The following is a 25,282-nucleotide window of genomic DNA, read 5'->3' on the forward strand; positions in this document are numbered from 1 at the left end:
TTTACAGCAAAATGACTTCGCACGAAATTCGTAAGGCTTTTTTAGATTTCTTCAAAAGTAAAGAACATTTAATCGTTCCGTCTGCACCGCTTGTGGCCAAAAACGACCCAACTTTGATGTTTAATAACTCAGGAATGGCTCAATTCAAAGACTTTTTCTTGGGAAATGGTACGCCACCATCAAAGCGTATTGCAGATACACAAAAATGTCTTCGTGTGAGCGGTAAGCATAATGACTTAGAAGATGTGGGCTTTGATACCTACCACCACACCATGTTTGAGATGCTTGGTAACTGGTCGTTTGGTGATTATTTCAAGAAAGAAGCCTTAGAGTGGTCGTGGGAATTATTGACAGAAGTATATAAACTCCCGAAAGATAGAATCTACGTTTCGGTGTTTGGTGGTGATGAAAAAGATGGTGTACCTTTCGACCAAGAAGCCTATGATATTTGGAAAACGATGGTCAGCGAAGACCGTATTATCTTAGGAAATAAAAAAGACAATTTCTGGGAAATGGGCGATACTGGTCCTTGTGGCCCATGTTCTGAAATCCATATCGACCTTCGTGACCAAGCCGAAGTTGATATTCTCGGCGGAAAAGAATTGGTCAATAACGACCACCCACAAGTGGTTGAAATTTGGAACAACGTATTCATGCAGTTTGAGCGTAAAGCTGATAAATCATTAGTTCCGCTTCCTGCCAAACACGTAGATACTGGCATGGGCTTTGAGCGTTTGTGTATGGCGATTCAAGGCAAAAAATCGAATTATGATACCGACGTTTTCCAAAATACGATTCAAGTAATCGAACAAATGTCAGGTAAAAAATATGGCGAAAACGGTACGCTTTCATCGAATAGCTACGTTGATGTAGCGATGCGTGTAATTGCTGACCACCTTCGTGCAGTTGCCTTCACAATTGCCGATGGACAATTACCATCAAATGCCAAAGCAGGTTATGTAATCCGTCGAATTTTACGTCGTGCAGTGCGTTATGGTTATTCATATTTAGGCTTCAACGAGCCATTTATGAGCAAACTTGTGCCAGTTTTGGCCGACCAATTTGCCGATGTTTTCCCAGAATTGAAAGCTCAGCAAGATTTTGTTACTCGTGTGGTGGAAGAAGAAGAAAAATCTTTCTTACGTACTCTCGAAACGGGTATAAGAAGATTTGAGGCACTCAATCCAGAAAATGGAATTATTAGTGGTGATGTTGTTTTTGAATTATCTGATACATTTGGTTTTCCAGTTGACTTAACGGCTCTTTTGGCAAAAGAAAAAGGCTTAAAAATCGACGAAGAGGGTTTCCAAAAAGCATTATTGGAACAAAAAACTCGTTCACGACAAGATTCAGCCAAAGAAGCAACCGACTGGGTTGAATTGAATGAAGGTAGCGATTTTGAGTTTGTGGGTTATGATGAAGTTTCGGCCGAAGCTCAAATTATCAAATACCGCAAAGTAAAAACCAAAGCAGGTGAAGAATACCATATAGTGCTTGACCGCACGCCTTTCTACGCCGAAATGGGTGGTCAAGTGGGCGATACTGGTCATATCATGATTGGCGACCACTCGATAAGTATCAAAGACACAAAGAAAGAGAACGACCTTTTCTTACATATTTCGACAGATAAAAACCTCGACGAAATCTTGCAAAATGCAGGAACGGTTGTGGCACATATCAATGAAGAACGTCGTGACAAAATCAGAACTAACCATACCGTTACGCACTTGATGCTGGCGGCTATGCGTAAGGTTTTGGGTACGCACATTGTGCAGAAAGGTTCTTACCAAGATGATAACGTTACTCGTTTTGACTTTTCGCACTTTGCTAAAGTTACTGATGAAGAATTATCAAAAATCGAGGACATCGTTAATGAAAAAATCCGTGAGAATATTCCACTCGAAACCAAAGTAAATATGCCGATTGCTGATGCGATTGCTTTGGGTGCAACGGCAACATTCGGTGAAAAATACGGCGACTTCGTGAGAGTTGTAATTTTCGACCCGAATTTCTCGGTAGAACTTTGCGGTGGCACACACGCTTCTTCAACAGGCAAGATTGGTTTATTCAAATTTATCTCTGAAGGCTCGGTAGCGGCTGGGGTGCGTCGTGTTGAGGCAATTACTGGCAGAAAAGCACTTTCAGTTATCGGTGAGCAATTATCAATCAGCAATCAATTAAAAGAGATTTTAAGAAACAACGATTTGATTAAAGCCGTTGAAAATCTCTTAGCGGAAAAAACTGCTTTACAGAAAAAAGTTGAGGCTCTCGAAAACGAAAAACTCCAAGAATTGAAAAATGAGTTGGCCAAAACTGCCGTCAATATCAACGGTGTAAACGTAATTACAGCAAAAGTAAGCGTACCATCGGCTGATGCATTAAAGCAATTATGTTTTGACCTAAAAAATAAAGTTGAACGTTTCTACGGTGTAATTGGTGCAGAATTTGGCGGAAAACCACAAATTGCAGTGATTATTGATGAAGAAGTTATGAAAGAGAAAAACCTTCACGCAGGAAATATAGTAAAAGAACTCGCCAAAGAAATGAAAGGTGGTGGCGGTGGCCAGCCATACTTTGCAACCGCAGGAGGTAGCGATGCCAGCGGCCTCGAGCGAGCTATTGATAAAGGAAAAAGTTTTGTATAATATGTGGGGCGAACAAAATGTTCGCCCTTTTTTTATTTCTAATCAAGAAAGTAATTTTTCTCCTACAATCTCCGTCAGTTAAAACTGACTGCAATGAAGCATTACTTTACTTCTTAGAAGCAAAAGGATAATTCATACCACATAACTTCTTGGCCTTAAACATCAAAGCCCAACCTACGTAAAGTAAGATACCAGTTGGCATTTGTCCTAAAATACCGTTGCCATAGCTTGCCATATAAATACCGAGTGTTCCTGCGTGAATGGCCAAAAATTGCTGTCGGAGATTTTTATCGGGTAAATTCCATAGAATCATTCCACCCTTAATGGCAATGTAGAATAGAATAATTAGGTGTAATGTTAGTCCAACCACACCTTCTTCGGCCCAGATTCTTACAAACCAGCTATCGGTTGGTGTTTGAGCCAAAAAACTGTTTGGACTAAATCGTAATCCCCAGTTTCCAGCCGAACCAACTCCCCCACCGATGGGCCTTGAAGCTAAATAAGATGCCAATTTTTTCTGATTTTCGAGTCGCACTAACAATGAAGCATCATTGGGGTCGAGAGCGGTACGCATACGATTAATGGCGTACACATTCTGCCCGATAAAAGTAAATTTTAGTAAATAAAAAATCAACCCACCGAGAAGAATTCCGCCACCAAAAACTCTAAAATTTTTACTCATAAACAGATAAGTCATAAAACCGATGGCAGGAACGGCCATTGCTCCACGAGTTCCTGAGATAAACATTCCGATAAGTGAAAGGACTGCGGCAGTATAATAAAACGCTTTTCTTTTTAAGCTTAAACCACTTTGAAGAGCTAAAATAACTGCCAAAACGAGCGTATGAGCCTGAGAAGCTCCGAATTGCCCAGCATCAGAATAAAACGAAAAAACACGCAGTTTACCGAATAGAATATGTTGTTTGGCAGCACCTGCGTCGAGCCAAGCTTGCTCGAAAGAGTCAACGCCAATCAGATTTTGTTTGAGTCCGTTCAACGAACCCAGCATTGATAAAATTAACCAAATATTGAGGTATAAATCTAAATCTTTGCGGTCTTTGAGTAATATAAAAGTGAGCGGAACGGCCAAAAACATATACAAAGAAACCCCTCTCATTGCATAAAACCAAGCCTCAAAACTTCGTGCTTCGGGGTTGAATAATTCGAGAAAATTATACAACATCCAGATTACTGAGGCCATGGTTAAGCCGCTTTTGGCTTCGCTCCACTCGACTTTTTGCTTCCTAACAAAAATTGCGATAAATGATAAAACTAAAATTCCGTCAACTGCCAAACCAATGGGTGCATCGCTCACGTAGCGAGTGATACCATTGGCCACAAAAGCCATAAAGATTGTACTATAAATACCCAATTTAGGGTGTGTAAATAACTGATATAAGAAGAACAACAAAAACGGCAACATCAAAAATGCAATTCCCGAAACAACACCTGCTTTCGAGATAATGAGCGAAAAGAAAATGCCGAATAATATAATTAAAACAAGATTAATGGGTTTCTTTAATAATTCCGCCCCATTAGATGCCTGAAAGTTTGATAGCGTGTTTTTCATCGAATTGTTGTTTCATGAAATACAAGCCAATAAGAATGCCAATCGTGATATTGACAAGGGTTACACCAATGACTGCCACCAAACCCAATTGATTTGAAAGTACAAGGTAATCGCCGATGATATTGACAAAAAGCATCATAAAAACCTTAAAAGTGTTAATTTGTGGTAGATTTAGGCTATCAAGAGCAATTCCGAGATAACGGTCGGTTGGTAATAGCAGCACATAAATTAAGAAAAATTTCAATAAAATTGTTGCTTCGGTATAGCCTTTACCTGCAAACAAAGTAATAACTTCTTCCGAAAATTGGAATAAAATTCCAATGATTGGCAACATTCCAAGCGTAAAAATTAGAAGCTCTTTTGTGAAGTTTTTCTTTAATTCTTGGTATTTGTTTTGAGCAACCAAACTCGAAAAACGAGGATAAGCCGACATCGCCCAACTTCTCAACGGAATCTCGAAAACCTCAACTAATTTCAATGGAATCTGATACAAAGCCACCATACTCGCTCCTCCAAAATGATTGATTAACCAAATATCTACGTTTTTTAAAAGGCTTGTTCCTACGGTTGAAAAAACTGTAAATCGACTGAAATTCAATAATTCAACAAAACCACTTTCAGCTTTTCTCGGTATCAAAATTATACTTCTCAGATTAGAGAAAATACTTCTTTCAAACAATAAAATATAGACTAAAATAAATGCACGGACGAGTAAATGCGTATTGACAACTAATTGTATATCAATACTTTTCGAGAAAAATATGGTTAATAAAAATGGAAAACTTTGAAGAAAGTTTATAAGCCAAAGTCTGATAAACTGTTGGCGTGAGTGAAATATCATGGTCGCCATGTTGATGGGCAACATCAAGCAGATGGCGACCGGATACTGAATAAACAACAACTCAGAAAATCTGATAAAAAAAATCTTACTTATTATTAATTTTACTATAAATAATATCGACAAAATGACGATTGTTAGCCAAAAACTGATTTGCCATGCACCAAGAATATAGCGTTTTTGTTCAGCGATTTCTTTGCACGAAGCCACAAATTTCACCAGTGCTTGGTAGATAAATCCTGCACGAATCATTTCTACAAATCCGAATACGCTCAAGTATAAAACCCATTCGCCAAAACTATCTTTTGAAAGTCCACGAGCCAATAGTCCGAATGTTAGGAAGCCAAGTCCAGCATTCAAAATATTGCCCATCATTAGGCTACTTCGCTCAATAAATGAGGCATCGAATTTAGATAGAAACTTTTTCATTATTTATTCGAGAATAGATTTCCCCTCTTTTTCAAGGAGGGGTGGCAAAATTCTGACAAAGTCGAATTTTGACGGGGTGGTTAAGTCACATCAAATTAAAATCAATATTCTCAATAACAACCACCCCGTCCGACTTCGTCAGGACACCCCTCCTTGAAAAAAGGAGGGGAAGTTTTCACGTCCAACATTCTTATATTTTATGCTGTTAAAACCACTAACTCTTTAGTAACCAAATACTTAAAAAACAATTTATTAAAATTCACTTTCGATAATCCACTGATTTTATTGAGTTTGCAGTGACTCTTACGGAAAGATAATTTAAGTCCCGCTTTCTTAGAGATTCTGCTCAATTTGCTATGATTGAGGTGGTTTAACTCAAAATATTCTTCCATTAAAGTCTTTGTACCAACCAATACACGGTTGCGTTTTTCCATCATTTTCCGAAGCATAAAATCTGGTAAAAACTGGCACCACGGCAATGAAATATCGTGATTAAGGTGCGACGCATACGGCCCTTCCCAAGGTGGATAACTTACGAAAATTCCTCCTGTTGGGTGCAAACACGCTTTTAATTGTACGATGATTCTCTCCAAAATATCCAATGGAATATGCTCAGCAACATCGTTAAGGATGATAAAATCAAATTTTTCTTGAATTGGATTCTCTAAAACATTTCTCAATTCAAATCTTACGTTTGCTACTTTATGTTTTGCGTTTAATTTATTGGCAATTTCAATGTGGTTGGGGTCAATATCCATTCCTACAACTTCACAATTCCAATTTTGAGCGTACCAAAGGGTCATTCCTCCCATACCGCAACCAAAATCAAGTATCTTTTTTCCGTTGAAATCGAAGTTTTCCGAAATCAATTTTTTATCAAGGTTTAGGTGGCTGCTTGTACCTTTAAATGCGTTTTCAGCGTATTGAAGTCCTTCTTGTTGTTGTTTAGGTGTCATTGTTTTAATGTTAAATTATTAATGCTGGATGATTAATTAAGATTTTCTATGATTTTATTCAATTCAATCGCTCTATTTTTCCAAGAATTAGCTTTTGCAAAAGCGACTCTTTTTTCGATTAATATTTTGCTCTTTTCTGCAATGGCAGTTCTGATATTTTCTTCAAAATTTGCTGTGTCTGATTCGTAAATAAGTCCTTCAAAGTCAGTTAAATCGGCAAAATTAGTACTTACTACTGGCATTCCGCTGGCTAAATACTCGTTGATTTTGAGCGGATAAATGTTTTTTGTGAATTCGTTTTTCTCGAAAGGAATCAGCCCAACGTCAATCTTCTCCATATACCTTGCCAGCTCGTTGGGCTGTTTCGCTCCCGTGAATTCTACATTTGGACACCTATTTAGATTCGACTCGATAGACTTGTCAATAATTCTGCCTACAAAAAGAAATTTGTAATTGGGCATTGCTTCGATAACTTCCTGCATCATTTCGGCATCAATTCTGTCATCAATCGAACCAATGTAACCAATCGTCTTTTTTTCGGCGTTTTCACTTTTCATGAACTGACTAAAAATGCTTGTATCAACTCCGTTTTTTACTAAAAATGTGTTGGGTTGTACTGCCTTTTTGCATTCTAAAAGTGATTTTGATGAAACCACTACTGCATCGACCATTTTCATAAATGCTCGCTCTGTCCATGCTCCGTGTTTTTTGCACCATTGTGCTTCTCTGATTTCATCATAACAGTAATAAATCGTTGCTTTTTCGTTGAATTTCTCTTTTAAATTCAAACCAAAACTTGGCTGAAAAGCATTGATTATCAAAGGATTATTAATTTTTACTTTTTGGGTTACTCGTTTAATTGCTTTCTCTATAATCTTGGTGTTGAGTTTCAAAAAAAACTGATAAATGCTCTTATTTGAAACCCAATTGATTGGTAAAATGGCTGGTAAAGTCAATACTAAAATCTCGTTGCCATTGTCCAATTTTATATTTCTAAGCCTGTTTTCTTGTCCTAAAATTCGTTTTACTGGGGCTTTGTTTTTTCCAAGTAAACCTCTCACAACATCAATCCACGTATAAGTATATTCTACATATAAAACTCTACTGAAATGGGTCATTTCGCTCATCAACTGCACCGTTGATTTTAGATAATCCCCTTCCCAAGCGGGTAATCCTAAGCAAATTATGTCAGATTTTTGAGGCATTTTTTATACAAAAGCTGGTTTCAATTCTTTACGTTTTAATTCGAGTCTTAGTAAGCGTTTGATGGCTGTTTTGAGTTTTGAATCTTTGGTTTGGTTTTCTGCTACCAAATTTTCGAGCGAATCAAAAGCCACACCATTTACAATCATTTCAACTGGAATATGGTAGTTTTCCAAAATCTGGACAGCTTTTTTATCAGCTTTTTTCCATGAACGATTGGCAGAAACAACTAATAAAGACAAGTGTGCATTTTTTAAGATATTTGTCGGGATATTTCCTGTCAAAAATGGCGGAATTTCCAACAAACAATAATCATAATCATTCGGGTCAATCCATGTACTAATCAATTCTTCAAAACCTTTTACTTCGCTCAGTGCTTTGCTTGCTGGGTATTTCAGTAAACCTTCTACATACGAAGTGCGGGTTTCGCTACTTGGTTGAATTGATAAAACTCTTGCACCCGATTTTTGTAAATGTTGCGTTATCAAATTAGCTACCTCTGATTTCCCTTCGCTTGGCTGAGTGCTTGTTACTAATATTAGTGGCGTTGTATTACTTCCGTGTAAAGCACTGATTTTCAGCTTAAAATTCGTTACAATCTGACCAATTAGCGTTTCTTTAATTGTTTCGGAATGATTTTTTTGATAGAAAACTGGCAACGCTCCTGCTGCTTCGATACCCGTAAAATCAATGGCTCTTTCAAGGTTTTTGATAGTGCGGTCGCTTAATTCTAAGATAACCAATGTTGCCAATACTCCAATCGCACCAACCAAAGCCGAAAGAATAATCAACATCATTTTTTTGCTTGGCATTTCAATCGTAATTGGCTTGTCGATGATGTCGAGATTCGATGAAATTTCGATGTTTTGTTTGCGAAGCAAAGCCATATTTAAGTCGTGTAAAATCTGAATATAAGCACGTTCACGCACATCAATTTCTCTTTCAATTCTCGACAAACCCGAGCCAAGCGGAGCAAAACGAGCGTAATCATCTTTGATTTCGCCCAAACGTTGGTTCAATGAACCTACACGAGCTTTGTTTTTTTCTACCAAAATCATGTTTTCAAGCCATGATTCTAATAAATTATTGATTTGAACATTTTCGGTTGAGTGCGTGCGAGCATATAAATTTTTCACACCATCAGCCAACTGGCTTTCATACATCTTAACTTCTTTATTCATCTGCTCAATATTTCCACCATCTGGGTTTAAGCTGTTGCGAGCAATCAAAGAGGTTAGTTCAGAAATTTTATTTTTTTGATTTAATAATTCAGTATTTTTAAAAAAAGCACTACGATTGATTGATAATTTCTCTTCGAGTTTATACAAGGCATTGTCAGCAGCTTTCAATTCTCCTTCCAAACGGTGATGCTCATCGGTCAAATCTTCTTTTTTACCAGCCAATGCCTTTGTTTGTTCGTAATAGTTTAGAATCTGACCGTTTTCTCTGAAATTCTTCATTCTATCTTCCGCCTCATTCAAATCTTTTTTGGCATTATCGAACTGTTCTTGAAAATATGCTACCACGCTGCCCGTTTCAGATGCTTTCAAACCTTTATATCTTCTCATGAATACTTCGAGCGTAGTTTTCAAAGTATTTTCGCACAAACCTTTATCGCTAAGCGAGTAGGTAATTTCAATCATATCGCTGTTACCCTTACGATTTGCCTTGATTTCACTCAAATTCTTTAAGCTAAATGGCGTTTTACCTTCGTTGAATAAATGCTGAATCTCACGAGGTTGACCAGTTTCGTAGGCCGTTAATAAATTTTGGTAAGTGGCAGCAGCATTTCCTTTTACAACCACTTGTTTTCTGACCGAAGCAGGAAACCATTCTTTCATTTTCTCGAACGTCTTTGGATTTACGTGTTTGCCGTCTGCTTTTTCTAAAATCAATGCTTCTGACAATAATTTAAAGCTAATTTCTTTGATGGTTTCTCTCGAACGAATCGTATTAATGATATTCTCGAATGAGTTATTCACCACATCTCTATCCTTGCGGCTTTCGCCTGTGCTTTCAATCGTAAAACCTGTAGAAAGGCCAGTGTAAAGCATTGTTGTGCTGTTGTACTCTTTGTCAGAATTTCTTGTGAAGAAATAAGTTGCTACAGCCATCACAAGAGGAATAAATATTAGAAGGAAAATGTTTTTCTTTATGAGTCGGATAAATTCTATAAGATTCATCTTTTTTGCTGAGTTATTGTTGTTGACCTTGAAATTAAAACTGCTTACTTCAAATCTTTCAAAGATATTCCAAGCATGATTTCAAGTTGATAATAAAGTTTTTCGTAGGTTGTGCTTGCTTGCTCAAACTCAGCGAAAGCATTTGAAGCCAGTTCGGTAATGCGTCCGAGTTCTGAAATATGAAGCTGACCTTGTTGAAACTCTTTCTCTGCCATTTCTTTTTGCAAGAAAAGTGCGTATTTCTTTTCCGCCTTGATACTCAATAACTTATAAGCCAATTGTGCGTCTTTGTAAATATCCGTGATTCTGAATTTCACATCTTGACTCAAAAATTTTGAATGCTGCTCAGAAGCTGCTTGGCGATACTGTGCTTGTTTGATGAGGTCTTTACGAGCCATAATATCATACAAACTCACTCTAACGGTAAGACCTAAACGAAATGAGTTCATGGTTTGAAAACTCAAAGAATTAAACTCAGAAGTAGAAATACTATTGTTTACGTTTAAGATAGCTCCGTTATTTGAGCGTTGCCCACCCATATCAACAAAAACTTTATCCATCCAAAGTTTTTGAGCTACTTTCACTGATTGTTCGTAGTGTTGGCTCAGAGCATCTTGCTCTTTTACTAAATGAGAATTATGTTCGGCGTAATCCAAAACTTTTTCAAGAGTTGGTAGTTCTTTCACAGTAGGCTTAATGTCTTTCTTTGCTTGGGCATTTATTTGGAAGTATGCCAAAACCATTATTAGTAAGCAAATATTTTTTTTCATTTTCTTGAGTTGTTATATGATAGTATTATTACCATTAGTGTGCCACTCCGAAATTAAAAACATAAACACCTTATAATCAATAACTTACAAAAATACCAATGCAACAATAAATTCCAAATTATGGAAATGAAATATTTTTTTGGAAAGTTAAAGTTCCATTAAAATTTCGCACGATTTTTGCTTAATTTTGGTACAACCGTTTTTCTAAATCCTAAGCTCATGAAAGGAATAGTTTTCACAGAATTTATCGACATGGCAGAGTCTAAGTTTGGTTTTGATATTGTAGATGATGTCATAGAATCAGCCAATCTTCCATCTGGTGGAATTTACACAGCAGTTGGAACTTATGACCATTCAGAAATGATTCAATTGGTGGTCGGACTCAGTCAACGGACCCAAATACCTGTAAGTAGTTTGCTAAAAATATATGGAAAACACCTGTTTGGTGTTTTAATGAATAGCTATGCTCATTTTTTTCCGAATATAAAAAGTGCATTTGACCTCTTTGAGCAGATTGACACACACATACACGTTGAGGTGCTGAAACTATATCCCGATGCCGAACTTCCTAAATTTGATACCCAACGTATTGATTCAAATACTATTGAAATGCTCTATCAATCAGAAAGAAAAATGGCAGATTTTGCCGATGGATTAATCGAAGCGGCTCTCGAATACTACAATGAAACGGCAAATGTTCAGATTGTAAACTTAAATGATAGTGGTTCTTTAGTAAAATTTATTATCAGTAGAGCATGAGTGAGGAAGTAGAAGTACTGAAACGAAAAATTGAGCGAGAAAAAAAAGCACGTCAGCAAGCCGAAAAGCTGTTGGAAGCAAAGGCTTTGGACTTATACCGTGCTAACGAAAACCTCAAAAAACTTAATGAATCGCTTGAAAGACAAGTAAAAGAACGCACCGAAGCACTTCAATACAGCGAAGAAAAATACCGTGGTATTATTGAAAACATGGATTTGGGCTTAATCGAAGTTGATAATGATGACATTATCCGAAAAGCCTACAAACGTTTTTGCGAACTAACTGGCTATGAAGAAAATGAACTAATTGGCCAAAAAGCTGCCGATATTCTCCTACCCGATGAAGATTTTAGAAGAGTAATTGCCGAACAAAATAATAATAGAAAAGAGAAAGAAACGGGAGTATATGAAGTTCCGCTAAAAAAGAAGAACGGAGAAGTAATCTGGGTAATCATCAGTGGAGCTCCAATCATTGAAAGCAACGGTAAAGTAACGGGTTCGGTAGGTATTCACTTAGATATTACTGACCGTAAGCGTACTCAAGAAGCACTCGAAGAGGCTCGACAAGTAGCAGAAGATGCCCGTAGAGCCGAAAAACGTTTTTTGGCAAACATGAGTCACGAGATTCGTACACCAATCAATGCAATCATCGGTATGACTCACTTGCTTTATGATACAAATCCTAACAAAAAACAGGTTGAGTATCTGAGTGCCATCAATTATTCAGCCGATTTATTGCTCAATTTGGTTTCTGATGTACTCGATATTTCAAAAATCGAGGCAGGAGAAATGAGGATTTCAGAGCAAACATTCAGCCTTAAAGACCTTATAAATAGCACTTTGCAAACATTTAGGTTAAGGCTACAAGGAAAAGATGTAAAACTTGTTTTAGAATTTGATGAAGAAATAGAAAATGATGTAATCGGAGATTCCACGTTCTTGACACAAATCTTGATGAACCTTTTGAGTAATGCAGTGAAGTTTACTGAAAAAGGGCAAATTGGTGTTCAAGTGTCGCTCCTATGTAGGCTCGGAGATTTCTTGATGACTGAAATTAAAGTTTTTGATACAGGAATCGGTATCAGTCCACAAAGCTTAGGCAGAATTTTCGATAGTTTCAAACAAGCCGACCAAGATGTAAAAGTTAAATATGGTGGAACTGGCCTCGGACTGGCTATTGTGAAGCAGTTGGTAAACCTTCATGGTGGAGAAATTTCGGCAGAAAGTACGCTTCACGAAGGAACAACATTTACTTTTACGCTACCACTCAAGGACAGCAAACAACAATCTAAGAAACTACATTCGCTTTCAGAATCAATATCGGAAGATTGGAAAAACTATCATGTTTTGGTTGTGGAAGATAATCTCATCAACCAAAAATATGTAGAAGGGCTTTTATTGAAATGGCAGATGAGTTATAAAATTGCCAATCAAGGTCTTGAAGCATTAGATTTCCTCCAAAAAGAAGATTTTGACATTATTTTGATGGATATTCGTATGCCCGAAATGGACGGCTATGAAACGACCATCGCAATCAGAAAACTCGAAGGCAATGCCAATCAGTTTATTCCAATCGTAGCACTTACGGCCTCGGCAATGAGCGACGAAATCGATTATGCCTTTGAAATTGGCATGAATTCGTATCTAACAAAGCCGTTTACTCCTGACCAGCTTCGTGAGATTTTAGAACAAAAACTCACGCTAAATCCAAATCGACAAGTCGAAGTTCAAGAAAAAAATACAACAACAGTATCTGATACTGTAATTGTTGAGGAAGCTGAAAAAGCAGATGAAATAGAGACACTCCAAGCTGACTACTTATCGAAGATATATGGTAACGACCGTAAATATGCAGTCGATATGTTTGGTCTTTTTCTGAAAACTGTACCAAGTCAATTTGCCCTACTGAAACCATTGATAGACGAACAAAAAGTTATTGAAATCGGTAAGTTGGCTCACCAACTCAAACCATCTTTCACGATGGTAGGTTTGCCAGAAATCACGCAAAATCTTCAAATCTTAGAAAAAATGGCAAAAAACAATGAAGATTTTGAAACAATCAAGCAAACATTCGACGAAATTGAAAAAACGTTTAATCGAAAAATTGGTTTGGTTGAGAAAGAATTTGATATTTTAAAATAAAAAAAACGCCCAAAATTTCGGGCGTTTTTTAAGATTTATTTCGTATAAATATTTGCTTTACTTCTATATCCAGTCTTATCTAAGTACCAATCTGCGTACTGCGTTCCGCCACTTTCGGCCCATTTACTGAACATTAAATGCCCTTTCAAAATCTCTTGTTTCTCATAAGGATAATCAAAACTTACTGGCACTTGAATCGCCCACGGTAGGTTTTTCCAGTTTTTGTAGTAAGTATTTTTTGCAGGATTCGAGCGGTCATGCGATGTACCAAAGAGTTTAGCATCAGCCTTATCTGTTGGAGCATAATTTGGTAAGTGAATTTCTTTGCCACGCTCATAATTTACCACTAAAAATGGATTATAAGGTGCTGTACCGAGCTTGCTTGATGCGATTGGTGAAGCAAACTCTATTGCAACATTAAGTGTATCTCCTTTTGAATATGGCTGTCCTTCAACTGTATTAACAAAATCAGCACCTACCCTTCTAATCTGATTGAAAGCATCATCAAAAATCATAATTACTGCATTTGACTGCTCAGCTTCTGTGCCATTTGCCAAAGTCTTGATATAACCATTTTTTAAAGATTGTCCACTTACTTTCTTGATAGCTGATGGCTCAATCGGTAACTGAATTCCCCAACCATTTTTCAAAGATGCACCAACTGCCCTTACAACCGTTCTTACTTTTACATCAACCACTTGATTATTCGCATTATAAACTTCTTGTACTTGATAATCTAAGACCAAATCATTGAAATCATAATCTCCTTTCGATGGCCATAAATCTTCATAAGCTAATGAAGCAAAAGTAGTTTTTGAAGGTGTATATGATGTAAATGCACGATTTGGGTCATTCGGGAATTCATCACGGGTATCGCCCACACCATCGCCATCAGAGTCTTTGAATGTATCCATTTTTGGAATTGCAGGGTTTTCGATAGCTTTTACAGGATTCGATGTCACGAAGAAAACTGCATCATTAAAATCGTTATCACAACCAATTGGCTTGTTTTCACGGCTAACATCCTCAACTGCCAATAACATACGATTCGATTTTGAGTCATCTAATAGCACAAAGTGTCTTCTTAAATCTGCATTTGATTCTGTATTAAGATTTGAATGACTGAAATGTGGATAATATGCACTTCCAACCTTACCATCTTTAAAAGCATTTGCCAATAAAACGAAACCAATTCCAGTACCTGTATCAAAGGTTCCTATCTTCACTTTATTACCAGCCACAAGTCCACCGCCGCTTCCTGAGTACGATACATTCGGAAATACCATCGTTAGGTTTTTCAAATCATCAACTTTTTGTGGAGGATTTTTAGGGTCGAATGTATAAAAACCAAGAGAGTTTAACCAGCCAGCACCTTCATGAACGAAGGTAATCCAAACATCAGCTTTTTCTGTAATTATCAAAGTTGTTGGTTTATCGTTTTTCAAGTAATCAGGATGGCTTGAAGTTAAGGGCTTACTTTCTGGCAAACTGGCAGTAATATCTTGCATAAACTCAGAAGTAATACTCTCATTGACTGGCTCTAAGTATTTCGGAACGCCAGCCGTATTCCAACTTCCTAAAGTCTTGAAGTCTGGCAAACCATTCGATTGTTCAGAATAAATCTCACGAGCATTATCACTGTTCGAATCCTCAACAAACATATTTGTCGCTGGCACACTTCCACCAATTTGAAATGTTGCTTTGTTGTTTTGAATATTAACAGTAAGACTATTTGGAACACCAATAATATCAGTTTTGAATGATATTTGTTTGATATGATTTCCAAGTTCTTTGGTAAATTCCAGCATACCATTTTGGTTTGTCATACCCGAGAAGATAACCTCGCCATTTGGCTCGGTAACAATCGAAAACGGAATCGATTTGAGTGGCTTATCTTGGCCATTGAAAATCGAAACTTTGATTGCAACTTTCTCTGAGGTTTTGAAATTAAAATCAGGAGAAATGTTTAAGTTTTCAATAGCGGCCGCAGAGGTGTTTGCAGAAGTATTGTCTTTCATTAATATTTCTTCTCCATTCGGAAGACATGAAGTAAGAAGGAAAGCGGCACTGATAAATAAAATTATTTTTTTCATTGAATTTTTGATGATTAAAGTTTAATCATATTAATTCAATTGTTAGGCCAAGACAACAAAAAACTCATAACTCACTTATTATAAGCACTTTAAATTCATGCCAATTTTTGAATTATTTCCATTTTTTGGAAAATAAACACACTAATGGAATAGAGTTAATATAATTTTTCATTTACGAATTCATAAAATAGGTAATTCTCAAACGCAGAAGAGCCGCTGCATGCAACGGCTCTTCTTTTTTATATTAAATTGTAAGTCAATCAAAAATTATTTAAAATTACCTTTCAAATTCCATGAAAGTGCATCCCAATACATTCCTAAAAGTAAAAATTTGCGTTGAAACAAAAACTTCGTCAGGTCTCTTAAAGCAACAAATCCAAGATAAGTAAGCGACATCCATTTGCCCAGCCCTTTACGCCATTTACGTGCCAATAAAATGCGGTTTCGGGTTTTGTAATAGACCTGAATTGCACTTTGTTTACCCACACTTATCGACTCTTTATGAAGTACCAAAGATTGCGGTACGAAATAAATCTGATACCCCATTTCTTTGATTTTAAGACACCAATCAATCTCTTCGTAATATAAGAAAAACTCTTCTGGCATCAATCCTACTTCTTTTAAAACTGAAGTTCTGACCATCATGGCAGCTCCGTGTGCCAAATTAGTTGGCTTAGTAGTATCATATTGACCTAAATCTTTTTCGCCATAGCCAACAGCAAAACTCTGAATCTTAAAAGGGTGTAAATCTGAAGAACCTGCATACTGAATGATATGTGGGTGATGAAAATAATGCAATTTTGAAGCACAAACGCCTACTTTTTCGTTGGTTTCCATTACCTCAACCAATGGTTCGAGAAAATCAGGACAAACTTCAGTATCATTATTTAAAAACATTAAATATTTGCCATTAGCTTGCGTTATTGCCAAGTTATTCCCTCCGGCAAAACCTAAGTTTTTCTTACTTTCAATGATATTTACATGGGGAAACAAGGCACTAACTTTGTTTTTAAGTGCCCCATCAGACTGGTTATCAACAACCCATACTTCAATATTTTTATATGAAATTTTATCCAGTGAAGCTAAAAGCTCACAGGTTACATCTGCTTGTCGATAATTAACCGTTATTATAGAAACGAGTGGTTGTTTCATTGGTGTGATAATTGTATTTCGTCACAAACTCTCCTTAAAATTTCGGTCGTATATTTAATTAAAGGGGCAATTTCGGGCGATTCTTTTTCTTGCTTTCCAAGAGTCTCCAGTTGTCTGATTGGCTGCTTGAGTGGCGTAATCTGCAACATATCAATCGAAGCTTTGATTTTATGTGCCAAAAGCCCAATTTGCTTCCAATTTTGCTGTGTATATAGCTCACTAAATTGCTTCAGAGCATCTTCAGACTGCTGTACAAAAAGCGTTTCCATCTGACGAATCTGAACCGTATTGCCTTTCATCATTTGAGCTAAAAGTTGATTATTATAGAGCTTTTCCACTTCTTCAACTTTTACTTTCGGCGAACTTATCGAGTATGTTTGTGAGACAGATATATGTTTTATCAATTTTTGCATTAATTCATCAGCCACAAATGGTTTGGCGATGTAATCATTCATACCAACTCTGCTAAAATGCTCAATTTCTTCATCAACCACGAGTGCAGTTAAGGCGATAATTGGCACTTTGGTACTTTCGGTACGAATAAGTTTTGTGGCTTGAAAACCGTCCATTTCTGGCATTTGAATATCCATCAAAATACCATCATAGTATTTTGCTCTGAACTTCTCAACTCCTTCTCTCCCATTCTGAGCAATATCAACCTTCATTCCCCAGCCTTCGAGTAGCTTTTGGGCAAAAAACTGGTTCATTGCGTTATCTTCAACAAGTAATATTTTTTTACCTATCAAAGTATTGCTCGAAAGATGATTTTGCTTGGCTTCTTCGATTGGCTCTTGGCTAATCGGGAAACCAACTACAAACGAAAATGTAGAGCCTTCGCCCAATTCGCTTCTTACTCGGAGGTCGCCTCCCATTAATTCTACTAATTGCTTCGAGATACTTAACCCTAAGCCAGTACCACCGTATTTTCTACTAATACTCGAATCTTCTTGTGTGAAGCTTTCAAAAATTAGTTTTTGTTTTTCGTTAGCTATTCCTTTCCCAGTATCAATCACGTTAAATTCTACCACAAGAGCGTTATTCATTTTGGTAACAACACGAGCCTCGATAGTGATTTTTCCAGTATCGGTAAATTTAATGGCATTGCTTACCAAATTTAGTAGTACCTGACTCAGTCGAATTGAATCGCCAAGAAGTGTAACATTGAGTTTTTCGTCAAACTTCAAAAATAGACCTATCCCTTTTTGTTCGGCCTTAAACTCATTACTACTGATGATATTTTGTAGAATTTTTTTGAGATTGAAAGGAATTTTCTGAAGCGACATTTTGCCTGCTTCAATCTTAGAAAAATCTAAAATCGAATTGATGATTCCTTGTAAGTTTTCGGCCGAAATTTGTACCGTACTGATATAATCTGATTGTAATGGACTAAGACTTGTTTTTTGAATTAAGTTAGTCATACCCATGATTGCGTTGAGCGGTGTACGAATCTCGTGACTTACTACAGCCATAAATTCTTGCTTTACTCGGCTGGCTTCTTCGGCTTTTTCTTTAGCTTGTCGAAGTTCGGATTCGTAATTTTTTCGCTCAGTAATATCAGATTCTACTGCAATAAAATTAGTTAGTTTACCTTCTTCGTCAAAAATTGGCTGAATAGAGAGTTCAATCCAATATGGGGTACCTGTCTTAGAATAATTCAAAATTTCGGTTCTAAAACTATTTCTTTGGCGTAGCTGTTCACCTATAAACTTTTTGGTTTCTGGGTTTGTACCAGCCCCTTGTAATACTTCACCAGGAGTTTTACCCTTGACTTCATCCAAATGAAAACCCGAAACACGGCTAAAACCTTCGTTTACCCATTCGATACGACCTTTATTGTCGGAAATTACGATGGCATTATCGGTTTTTTCGGCTACTACGGCGAGTTTTTTTAGTTCATCTTGGTATCCGATGACTTGATTGTGCAGAAGGCAAGATTGCAAAGTAACACCAAACTTACGTATTACTTTGCTTGCCTTTTTTACTTCACTTGAATCAAAAGCAACTTGAGAGAGGTTTTTTGGGCTAAAATAAAATTTTATAAAGCCCAACTGTGGCAAGGGAATAACCCAATAGCAGCCGTCAGTAATGTTTTTTTCGGTAATTATCTCTTGAAAATGGAGCGTATCGCTTTTTACGCATACGCCACCATTTCCTTCGAGATGACTCATAAAATAGTGGTTAAGTGTAATCTCCTTTTTGTCTGTACTAAACTCAGGATTGGCATAGATTAAAGTAAAATTTTCAGAATTTGGCAGGTCTAAAACTTTATTTTTAAGCCAAATCGAGCCAAAATCAATATTTTTCTGACGCATCCATACATTTAGAAAGTCAGCACAATTTTTTTTTAATTCTAATGAATTCCCTATCGAAAGCGATAATTCATACAGTAATGAAATTTCACGGGCAACATCAATTTTTATTCCTGCTTCCATTTAGTTGTAAAGGCTACTTGCTACAATTGTTTTATTGTAGAAATCTACAAATCCCATGCCTGATGATGCAATTTCGCCTAAAGTTGAAACTCCTCTTATCTTGCATGGTCTTCCAGCATGAACATCTCGCATTGCTTTTAGTTCATCTTCAAATTGATTATCCAGATACATTACACGAGTAATACAATCAAAAACCATTAAACAATTGACATCGTCGTCATTGTGTAATGTCTGGGTAGCCACATCACGTGCTGCAAGAATTAGCTTTTCAGGGTCGCCAGTAAGGATTTGTAAAGTCGAGTTTTCGGGTACTTCCGAAATACAAACGATTTCTCCTGCATCATTGATAGCAATCGGGTCTCTGACCACAAACTCAGCTCCTTCTTTATAAATACCAAATGGAAATATCTTAGCTATATCTATAAAATTATTTTCAGTAAATTTATTATCAGAATTGGCTTCTATTACTTCTTGATAAACCTCAAAAGCTGGTCGCCAATTAAGTTCTTTGATGATGTTTTTTTCGGTAGAAGTGGCAATAAATGGCCCTGCAAAAACTTCCCAACCATGTTTCACACCAATCTTACTTTTATTGCTCATTAGTGCTAAAATAGCACCGTCGTCGAACATTCCATCTTGTGTAAAAATACATGGTTGCTGTTCAAAACTCATAAATCCAGCCCCACCTCCTACAATATTGATTTGATTGTTGAGCAAGCCATAAACTTTTTTGAGCAGTAGGTCCGTCTCCGAAACCATTGCATCAATCAACAAAATGGCAGTATTGATTCCTTCGAGATTCTTTATTTCCTTGAAAGAAGCTTCATCTTTCATCGAAAACTTTACCACATCTTTTACATAAGGTACTTCAATCACTAACATTCCATCGTGGTAATTGACAGTATCATGAATAATGGTTGGATAAATTCCTCCAAAAAATTTGATTCCATTGCTATTGAATAAATCAATCAGAGGAGTAGCATCTGAAGCAGACTTCTCAGCAATAAAAACCAGTAAATAATTTTCACTCTTTTTAAGATTATCAATCTTATCTTGAGTTATTTCGGCTATGTTTTTAAAATACATTTTTGAGGGGGTTCACGTGTATAAATTATATTTCAGAAATCATACCAAATACATAAAACACTGATAATCAATCACATTCCATCTAACGATACTCCATAATGTGGAATTTTGTCTTTTATTTGGAATAATTTATCGTTAAATTTAATATCACTTCACCCAATTGCAAACTGCAACACTCAATTTTATGCTCTCATTGCTTTTTCCCAAACTACGTTCTGCTGATTATTTAAGAATCTTTTAAAACCAGCTAAAGCCGAATAATTCATCAATGAAAAATAGTACGGAACATATAGAATCTTGACTTTCTTACCAATTTTTTCGTAGTAAAACCCTAAAATCGCCATTGAGTAAAATAATATCTGAGCAGCAAATGACAGTAAGTAAAATTGGTTTTGCTCAATTAAAAAAGCATTAATTACCAAAAGCAATATCAAAGCAAAAGGCACAACTATCCACCTGAGTAAACGGTGTGATATATACTGAAAAGTCAAAAGACCATTTTTGAATGGATTTAGTAATCCAGTCAGTCTGAAAGTTGATTGAAAACCACCAGCACAAATTCTGATTTTACGTTTTAGCTCTTCAGCACTGTTTAATGAGGCTGTTTCGGTAGCGTAGGCATTTGGTTCGTAGGCAGTTACGTAACCTTTTTGGCATATTTTTAAGGAAAGCACGAAATCATCGAGTAATGTATCGGCTTCTAATTCTTCAAAAAGTTCGGTTCTAATAGCGTATAATTCGCCCGCAGCACCAACAGCTGAATAAAGCTCTGAATCAAGTTTTTTCAAGAAACTCTCATACTTCCAATAAATTCCTTCACCTACTTCGGCAGTTTGTCCAGTTATTTTCATGATACGCTTTTCACCTGCCACTACTCCCACTTTTTCATTAGAAAAATGATTTACAATTTCTCGCACTGATTCAGAATTTAGCATAGCGTTGGCATCCGAAAAAATCGTTATTGGCGAATCAATCAGTGGCATTACTCGGTTAATGGCTGCCATTTTCCCACTTCGTCCATCTTTATGAAATAACTGAATATCAGCGTATTGCTTTATAATTTCGGCTGTTTTATCTGTTGAGCCATCGGTCACAAAAGCAATCTTTAGTTTGTCTTTGGGATAATCTAATGCCAACGAATTTTTGATTTTATCTTCAATACAGTCTTGTTCGTTATAGGCTGCAATCAAAAGTGTTATATTTGGTAAGTAATTATCATTGAAAGTTTTTTCTTTAACGAATATTGACTTGATTTTAACCATCAACCAAATCAAAATTCCGTATCCGATATAGGCATAAAACGTAATGCCCAATAGCAGCCAAAATATTATTTCTAAGATTTTCATTGTAGAGTTGTTTATTTTTCGGTTTTAAGCAAGAGCTGCACTCAAAATATCATTATAAAGATTAATAGTTTTCTGGGCTGTGTTTTCCCACGAAAAAGCCATTGCACGATTTAACCCACTGTATTTCAGATGATTATATAATTTTTGGTTATCTAAAACCTTTTTGATAGTCTGAGCAATGCCTTCAACATCAAATGGATTCACCAACATGGCCGCTTCATCGGCTACTTCGGGCATTGCACTTGTGTTTGAGGTTATGACTGGTGTTCCACAAGCCATTGCTTCAATGATTGGAATACCAAAACTCTCTCTTAGTGACGGATACAAAAACAGTGTAGCCAAATTATAAATACATGGCAACTCCGAGTGCTGCACATAACCTGTTAGAATAATTTTTTTGAAAATATCTTTGCGGTTGATTTCTATCAATAATTGCATCACGTCTTTTTCTGAACTTTCGGCAATCACTAAATTAATCGGAGTAAGGTTTTCGTCGGCATAAGCGGCATAAGCTTCTAATACTCGTTTCATGTTTTTCTTCGGAGCTTTGTTGCCCAAGAAGAAAATAAAATCATAAGGTAAATTGTATTTTTCTCTTACTTGCTCCAAAGCCACTTCATCTTCAATCATTCTAAAATTCTGATTATAAGCATTATAAATTGCTTTTAGTTTAGTGTATTTTATGCCAAGTGATTTCTGAATTTGTATTTTTTCAAACTCCGATACTGTGAGTACGTATTCGGCTTTTGATGCAATTTTTGGCACATTCCATCGACGATAAAAATGCCCTGCAACTTGATATAGCGAGCCTTTTGAAAATAATTTTTCCAAATAAATAATATCATGAAGCGTCAGGATAAACGGACATTTGATATTGACCGAAGCCGTATTTGAGGTAAAGTGCATTAAATCAATTTTTTCTTGCTCAATGGCTTTCGGTAATGAAATTTGCTCCCAATCAACGTATGTTTTACCTTTTACTTCTACTATTTTTAAATTTTGGCTTGGTTGTAAACAAACATCTTTATCTGGTTTCACAAAAACTACGTATTCGTTTTGCGTATCTAATTGCTGAATGGCTCTGATTAATTCGAGAGCATATATATCCATGCCGTGTTTCTTTGGGCGAAAAATTCTCTGTGCTTCGATGCCGATTTTCATTATTGTAGGACAGGTTTTCAACCTGTCAAAATGTTAAATGATTAAACCCCGTGAGGTGTATGCAAAAAAGTTTGTTTGGCTTTGCCGATTTTAAAAATCGCCTTTGTCATACTCAATAATGCTTTGGGCAATTCCATAAAAATCGAAAAATTGATTTTTTTCAATAAGTAAATCGGTGTTGCCAACAAAAAACCTATCCAAAGAGCAATATTTAGTAAGAGTATTTCGGTGAAATAGAAATTGAATAAAACACTGATTATCAACATCAAAGCGAGCATTCCGAGTAAAATCAATCTTGGAGGCAACACAAATTGGATTACTTTATTGAAGAAATCTACGTTTCCGTTTTTTACCAATTCTAACCACGCTTTTGCAAAATTTTGTTTCGCAAAATTCCATTGTGCAGCAATCCAACGTGTACGTTGCGTTTCAAATACTTGTGTATTCTTCACCTTTTCGTCCAAAACATAGGCATCTTGCATATACTCAATTTTGCGTTTATCATTCATAATATCCAACTCCAATTGCTTATCAAAGCCGCTTACTACATCAATTTTATTGAGATAAACTCTAAACATTTCGTAGTCCATTACCAAACCTGAACCAATCAAAGCAGCCGAAAGGCCAACATTATAATGTCCCAAACGGAAAACCGAATTATTGATTTCTTCACTAATGGCATCTAACTTAGCCATCGGAGTATCAAGATTTTTGGCAATACGGTGTGTCTGAATAATTTTGTTGCCAGCAGCAAACGAAGCTTTAGTTTTCGTAATAAAACCCTCAACTAAGTGATTATCAGCATCGAGCAATACAACCGCATCGTGTTTCTTTCCCCACAAACCTAAAGCCTTCATTGCTCGGTTGATAGATTTTGCTTTTGTGCTTTTCTCAAAGAAAACTTCAATTACAGTTACTTTCAAAGTCTCTAATTCTTTGATAGTCTCTTTTTTCAATTGGTCAGCAATCACCACTACCTCATCGGTCATTCCGAAATCAGTTTGAGAAAGTACATTTTTTGCAGTTTCGATAATCACAGCATCTTCTTTATAAGCTGGAATCATGAATAAAAAATTTACATCTGAAATCTGATTTTGGGCTACAGCTTTGTTACGCTGAAACTTTGAAGCAATTGCAAAAAAGAGTACGTAAGCAACTGCAAATGTGAGATATATGATTAATGCTGTCATTGGAGTAAATTATTAAGAAAAGTTCTTTGAAATAGGTTGCTGAAAAAATCACATTTTTTCAGATTGGAACAAAGCAGGAACTGTCTTGGCGATGAGAGTCAAATCAAATTTCCAATCGTGGCGATATGCGTATGTATTGTCTAACTCTTGGCGTTCTTTGGCTGATAATTCACCTTTTCCTCTTTTTGTTACTTGCCAAAGACCCGTCAGACCAGCAGGAGCTAAAAATCTTGCTACCGATTCATCTTTTGTCAATTTCTCAGCTTCATATAATGGTAGTGGGCGATTCCCTACCAACGACATATCGCCTTTGATGATATTGATTAATTGTGGAATTTCATCAATACTTGTGTTTCTCAAAAAAGCCCCCAACTTTGTGATTCTTGGGTCATTTTTAAATTTCAAAAAAGCTGATTTTTGATTTTGAGAGTCCAATAATTTATCTTCATTTTTCCAGCCCGAGTCATCAATCAAATTACCATCAGTTTCAAGATTTTCTTCTTGTTTTTCGGTTTCGTACATGTTCAAATGAGCCATATTCTTGATTTCTTTTTCGGCTCCCGTACGCATTGTGCGAAACTTGTACAATTCAAAAACTTTGTAACCAGCCCCGATTCTCTTCGAGAAGAAAAATACGGGGCCTTTTGAGTCTAACTTAATTAAAATAGCAACTATCAGTAAAATTGGAGAAAGAACGAGTAATGCAGAACCTGCCACAATAATATCGAAAGCACGTTTGCGGAATGATGATTTTGGAGTCAGGAAACTTCCACCGTCCGAATCACTTTTGCGATTGCCTTCTAAATTTAGGCTAATTGAAGCCGCCGTTGCAGGTACAGAATTTAATTGTTTTTCAATACGAATCTGTAATTCTTCTGGGTGAAAAGGCTTCATCACATAATCATCAGCACCAAGTTTAAGGCACTCAATTCGGCTTTGGCTTTTTTCTTCACCCGATAAAACAATTAATGGGGTATTAATATATAATGGATTGGTTTTCAAATAAGTAATAAATGATTTTCCATCTTCATCAGGCAAATTCAAATCTGTCACGATTGCATCTGGAAATAAACCGTCTTTAAGTAATACTTTTGCTTCACTTAGGCTTTGGCACAAGAAAAGTTCAAATACTTCGCTATAGCAGTGATTCATTAAGCCTAAAAGCATTTCGTTATCGTCAATTATTAAGAGTTGTTTTTTCATCGTGATTTCTATGTTTGTTATGATGGTTATTATATTTCAATTCTTTTGCCAACTTTTAAAAATATCATAAACGGCTCATTATCAACAATTTACATTTTGGCATAAAATTTAAAATTTCCATTATT

At 36.3% G+C, this 25,282-nt stretch carries 17 protein-coding genes; 3 read left to right on the plus strand and 14 right to left on the minus strand.

Features of this window, described 5'->3' with window-relative positions; translation table 11 throughout:
- Positions 1-11: 11 nt before the first annotated feature.
- Positions 12-2,645 (plus strand): alanine--tRNA ligase, encoded by a 2,634-nt coding sequence (alaS, locus tag IEX65_RS11670; RefSeq protein WP_188766242.1) that lies wholly within the window; start codon positions 12-14, stop codon positions 2,643-2,645.
- A 106-nt stretch (positions 2,646-2,751) separates the two neighbouring features.
- On the opposite strand, the gene IEX65_RS11675 is transcribed toward alaS, so the two are convergent.
- The 6 genes from IEX65_RS11675 to IEX65_RS11700 all read right to left on the minus strand — a co-directional run bounded on the left by IEX65_RS11675 (position 2,752) and on the right by IEX65_RS11700 (position 10,594).
- On the minus strand, positions 2,752-4,215 hold the full coding sequence (locus IEX65_RS11675) for an O-antigen ligase family protein (protein WP_188766243.1): 1,464 nt from the start codon (positions 4,213-4,215) through the stop codon (positions 2,752-2,754).
- Complete coding sequence (locus IEX65_RS11680; protein ID WP_188766244.1) at positions 4,181-5,482, minus strand: lipopolysaccharide biosynthesis protein; 1,302 nt, start codon at positions 5,480-5,482, stop codon at positions 4,181-4,183. The genes IEX65_RS11675 and IEX65_RS11680 overlap by 35 nt, the downstream gene beginning before the upstream one ends.
- Before the next feature lie 197 nt (positions 5,483-5,679).
- On the minus strand, positions 5,680-6,438 hold the full coding sequence (locus tag IEX65_RS11685) for an SAM-dependent methyltransferase (RefSeq protein ID WP_188766245.1): 759 nt from the start codon (positions 6,436-6,438) through the stop codon (positions 5,680-5,682).
- Positions 6,439-6,470: 32 nt separating this feature from the next.
- Positions 6,471-7,643 carry a glycosyltransferase gene (locus tag IEX65_RS11690; protein WP_188766246.1) on the minus strand — a complete coding sequence of 391 codons (1,173 nt, stop codon included), beginning with the start codon at positions 7,641-7,643 and terminating at the stop codon, positions 6,471-6,473.
- Between the two features lie 3 nt (positions 7,644-7,646).
- The gene (locus IEX65_RS11695) at positions 7,647-9,824 is read right to left on the minus strand and encodes an exopolysaccharide transport family protein (protein WP_188766247.1); all 2,178 of its coding nucleotides are present in this window, start codon (positions 9,822-9,824) and stop codon (positions 7,647-7,649) included.
- Positions 9,825-9,868: 44 nt separating this feature from the next.
- Positions 9,869-10,594 carry a TolC family protein gene (locus IEX65_RS11700; protein ID WP_188766248.1) on the minus strand — a complete coding sequence of 242 codons (726 nt, stop codon included), beginning with the start codon at positions 10,592-10,594 and terminating at the stop codon, positions 9,869-9,871.
- Positions 10,595-10,813: 219 nt separating this feature from the next.
- Between IEX65_RS11700 and IEX65_RS11705 the strand changes: the two genes are divergently transcribed.
- Positions 10,814-11,353, plus strand: coding sequence for a heme NO-binding domain-containing protein (locus IEX65_RS11705; protein ID WP_188766249.1), 540 nt, complete (start codon positions 10,814-10,816; stop codon positions 11,351-11,353).
- On the plus strand, positions 11,350-13,494 hold the full coding sequence (locus IEX65_RS11710; protein ID WP_188766250.1) for a PAS domain-containing hybrid sensor histidine kinase/response regulator: 2,145 nt from the start codon (positions 11,350-11,352) through the stop codon (positions 13,492-13,494). The genes IEX65_RS11705 and IEX65_RS11710 overlap by 4 nt, the downstream gene beginning before the upstream one ends.
- A gap of 35 nt (positions 13,495-13,529) precedes the next feature.
- On the opposite strand, the gene IEX65_RS11715 is transcribed toward IEX65_RS11710, so the two are convergent.
- The 8 genes from IEX65_RS11715 to IEX65_RS11750 form a co-directional block, all read right to left on the minus strand.
- Positions 13,530-15,587, minus strand: a complete 2,058-nt coding sequence (locus IEX65_RS11715) for an LruC domain-containing protein (protein WP_188766251.1) — start codon at positions 15,585-15,587, stop codon at positions 13,530-13,532.
- Positions 15,588-15,854: 267 nt separating this feature from the next.
- A complete protein-coding gene (locus IEX65_RS11720; protein WP_188766252.1) occupies positions 15,855-16,739 on the minus strand; it encodes a glycosyltransferase family 2 protein in 885 nt (294 codons plus the stop codon).
- Complete coding sequence (locus tag IEX65_RS11725) at positions 16,736-19,171, minus strand: PAS domain-containing hybrid sensor histidine kinase/response regulator (protein WP_188766253.1); 2,436 nt, start codon at positions 19,169-19,171, stop codon at positions 16,736-16,738. Before IEX65_RS11725 ends, IEX65_RS11720 begins: the two co-directional genes overlap by 4 nt.
- The gene (locus tag IEX65_RS11730) at positions 19,172-20,257 is read right to left on the minus strand and encodes an FIST signal transduction protein (RefSeq protein ID WP_188766254.1); all 1,086 of its coding nucleotides are present in this window, start codon (positions 20,255-20,257) and stop codon (positions 19,172-19,174) included. It lies immediately after the preceding gene.
- 182 nt (positions 20,258-20,439) lie between these two features.
- Positions 20,440-21,603 carry a glycosyltransferase family 2 protein gene (locus tag IEX65_RS11735; RefSeq protein WP_188766255.1) on the minus strand — a complete coding sequence of 388 codons (1,164 nt, stop codon included), beginning with the start codon at positions 21,601-21,603 and terminating at the stop codon, positions 20,440-20,442.
- A 24-nt stretch (positions 21,604-21,627) separates the two neighbouring features.
- Positions 21,628-22,764, minus strand: a complete 1,137-nt coding sequence (locus IEX65_RS11740; protein ID WP_188766256.1) for a glycosyltransferase family 4 protein — start codon at positions 22,762-22,764, stop codon at positions 21,628-21,630.
- Between the two features lie 41 nt (positions 22,765-22,805).
- A complete protein-coding gene (locus tag IEX65_RS11745; RefSeq protein WP_188766257.1) occupies positions 22,806-23,954 on the minus strand; it encodes a glycosyltransferase family 2 protein in 1,149 nt (382 codons plus the stop codon).
- 48 nt (positions 23,955-24,002) lie between these two features.
- Positions 24,003-25,157, minus strand: coding sequence for a sugar transferase (locus IEX65_RS11750; RefSeq protein ID WP_188766258.1), 1,155 nt, complete (start codon positions 25,155-25,157; stop codon positions 24,003-24,005).
- Positions 25,158-25,282: the final 125 nt, after the last annotated feature.

The organism is Emticicia aquatilis (assembly GCF_014644295.1).
GTDB lineage: Bacteria > Bacteroidota > Bacteroidia > Cytophagales > Spirosomataceae > Emticicia > Emticicia aquatilis.

Excerpts from the sequence above, each read along its gene's own strand:
- IEX65_RS11685 (WP_188766245.1), bottom strand. The coding sequence starts at position 6,438 with ATGACACCTAAACAACAACAAGAAGGACTTCAATACGCTGAAAACGCA.
- IEX65_RS11720 (WP_188766252.1), bottom strand. The coding sequence starts at position 16,739 with ATGAAACAACCACTCGTTTCTATAATAACGGTTAATTATCGACAAGCA.
- IEX65_RS11675 (WP_188766243.1), bottom strand. The coding sequence starts at position 4,215 with ATGAAAAACACGCTATCAAACTTTCAGGCATCTAATGGGGCGGAATTA.
- IEX65_RS11700 (WP_188766248.1), bottom strand. The coding sequence starts at position 10,594 with ATGAAAAAAAATATTTGCTTACTAATAATGGTTTTGGCATACTTCCAA.
- IEX65_RS11695 (WP_188766247.1), bottom strand. The coding sequence starts at position 9,824 with ATGAATCTTATAGAATTTATCCGACTCATAAAGAAAAACATTTTCCTT.
- IEX65_RS11750 (WP_188766258.1), bottom strand. The coding sequence starts at position 25,157 with ATGAAAAAACAACTCTTAATAATTGACGATAACGAAATGCTTTTAGGC.
- IEX65_RS11745 (WP_188766257.1), bottom strand. The coding sequence starts at position 23,954 with ATGACAGCATTAATCATATATCTCACATTTGCAGTTGCTTACGTACTC.
- IEX65_RS11705 (WP_188766249.1), top strand. The coding sequence starts at position 10,814 with ATGAAAGGAATAGTTTTCACAGAATTTATCGACATGGCAGAGTCTAAG.
- IEX65_RS11740 (WP_188766256.1), bottom strand. The coding sequence starts at position 22,764 with ATGAAAATCGGCATCGAAGCACAGAGAATTTTTCGCCCAAAGAAACAC.
- IEX65_RS11730 (WP_188766254.1), bottom strand. The coding sequence starts at position 20,257 with ATGTATTTTAAAAACATAGCCGAAATAACTCAAGATAAGATTGATAAT.
- alaS (WP_188766242.1), top strand. The coding sequence starts at position 12 with ATGACTTCGCACGAAATTCGTAAGGCTTTTTTAGATTTCTTCAAAAGT.
- IEX65_RS11715 (WP_188766251.1), bottom strand. The coding sequence starts at position 15,587 with ATGAAAAAAATAATTTTATTTATCAGTGCCGCTTTCCTTCTTACTTCA.
- IEX65_RS11690 (WP_188766246.1), bottom strand. The coding sequence starts at position 7,643 with ATGCCTCAAAAATCTGACATAATTTGCTTAGGATTACCCGCTTGGGAA.
- IEX65_RS11680 (WP_188766244.1), bottom strand. The coding sequence starts at position 5,482 with ATGAAAAAGTTTCTATCTAAATTCGATGCCTCATTTATTGAGCGAAGT.
- IEX65_RS11710 (WP_188766250.1), top strand. The coding sequence starts at position 11,350 with ATGAGTGAGGAAGTAGAAGTACTGAAACGAAAAATTGAGCGAGAAAAA.
- IEX65_RS11735 (WP_188766255.1), bottom strand. The coding sequence starts at position 21,603 with ATGAAAATCTTAGAAATAATATTTTGGCTGCTATTGGGCATTACGTTT.
- IEX65_RS11725 (WP_188766253.1), bottom strand. The coding sequence starts at position 19,171 with ATGGAAGCAGGAATAAAAATTGATGTTGCCCGTGAAATTTCATTACTG.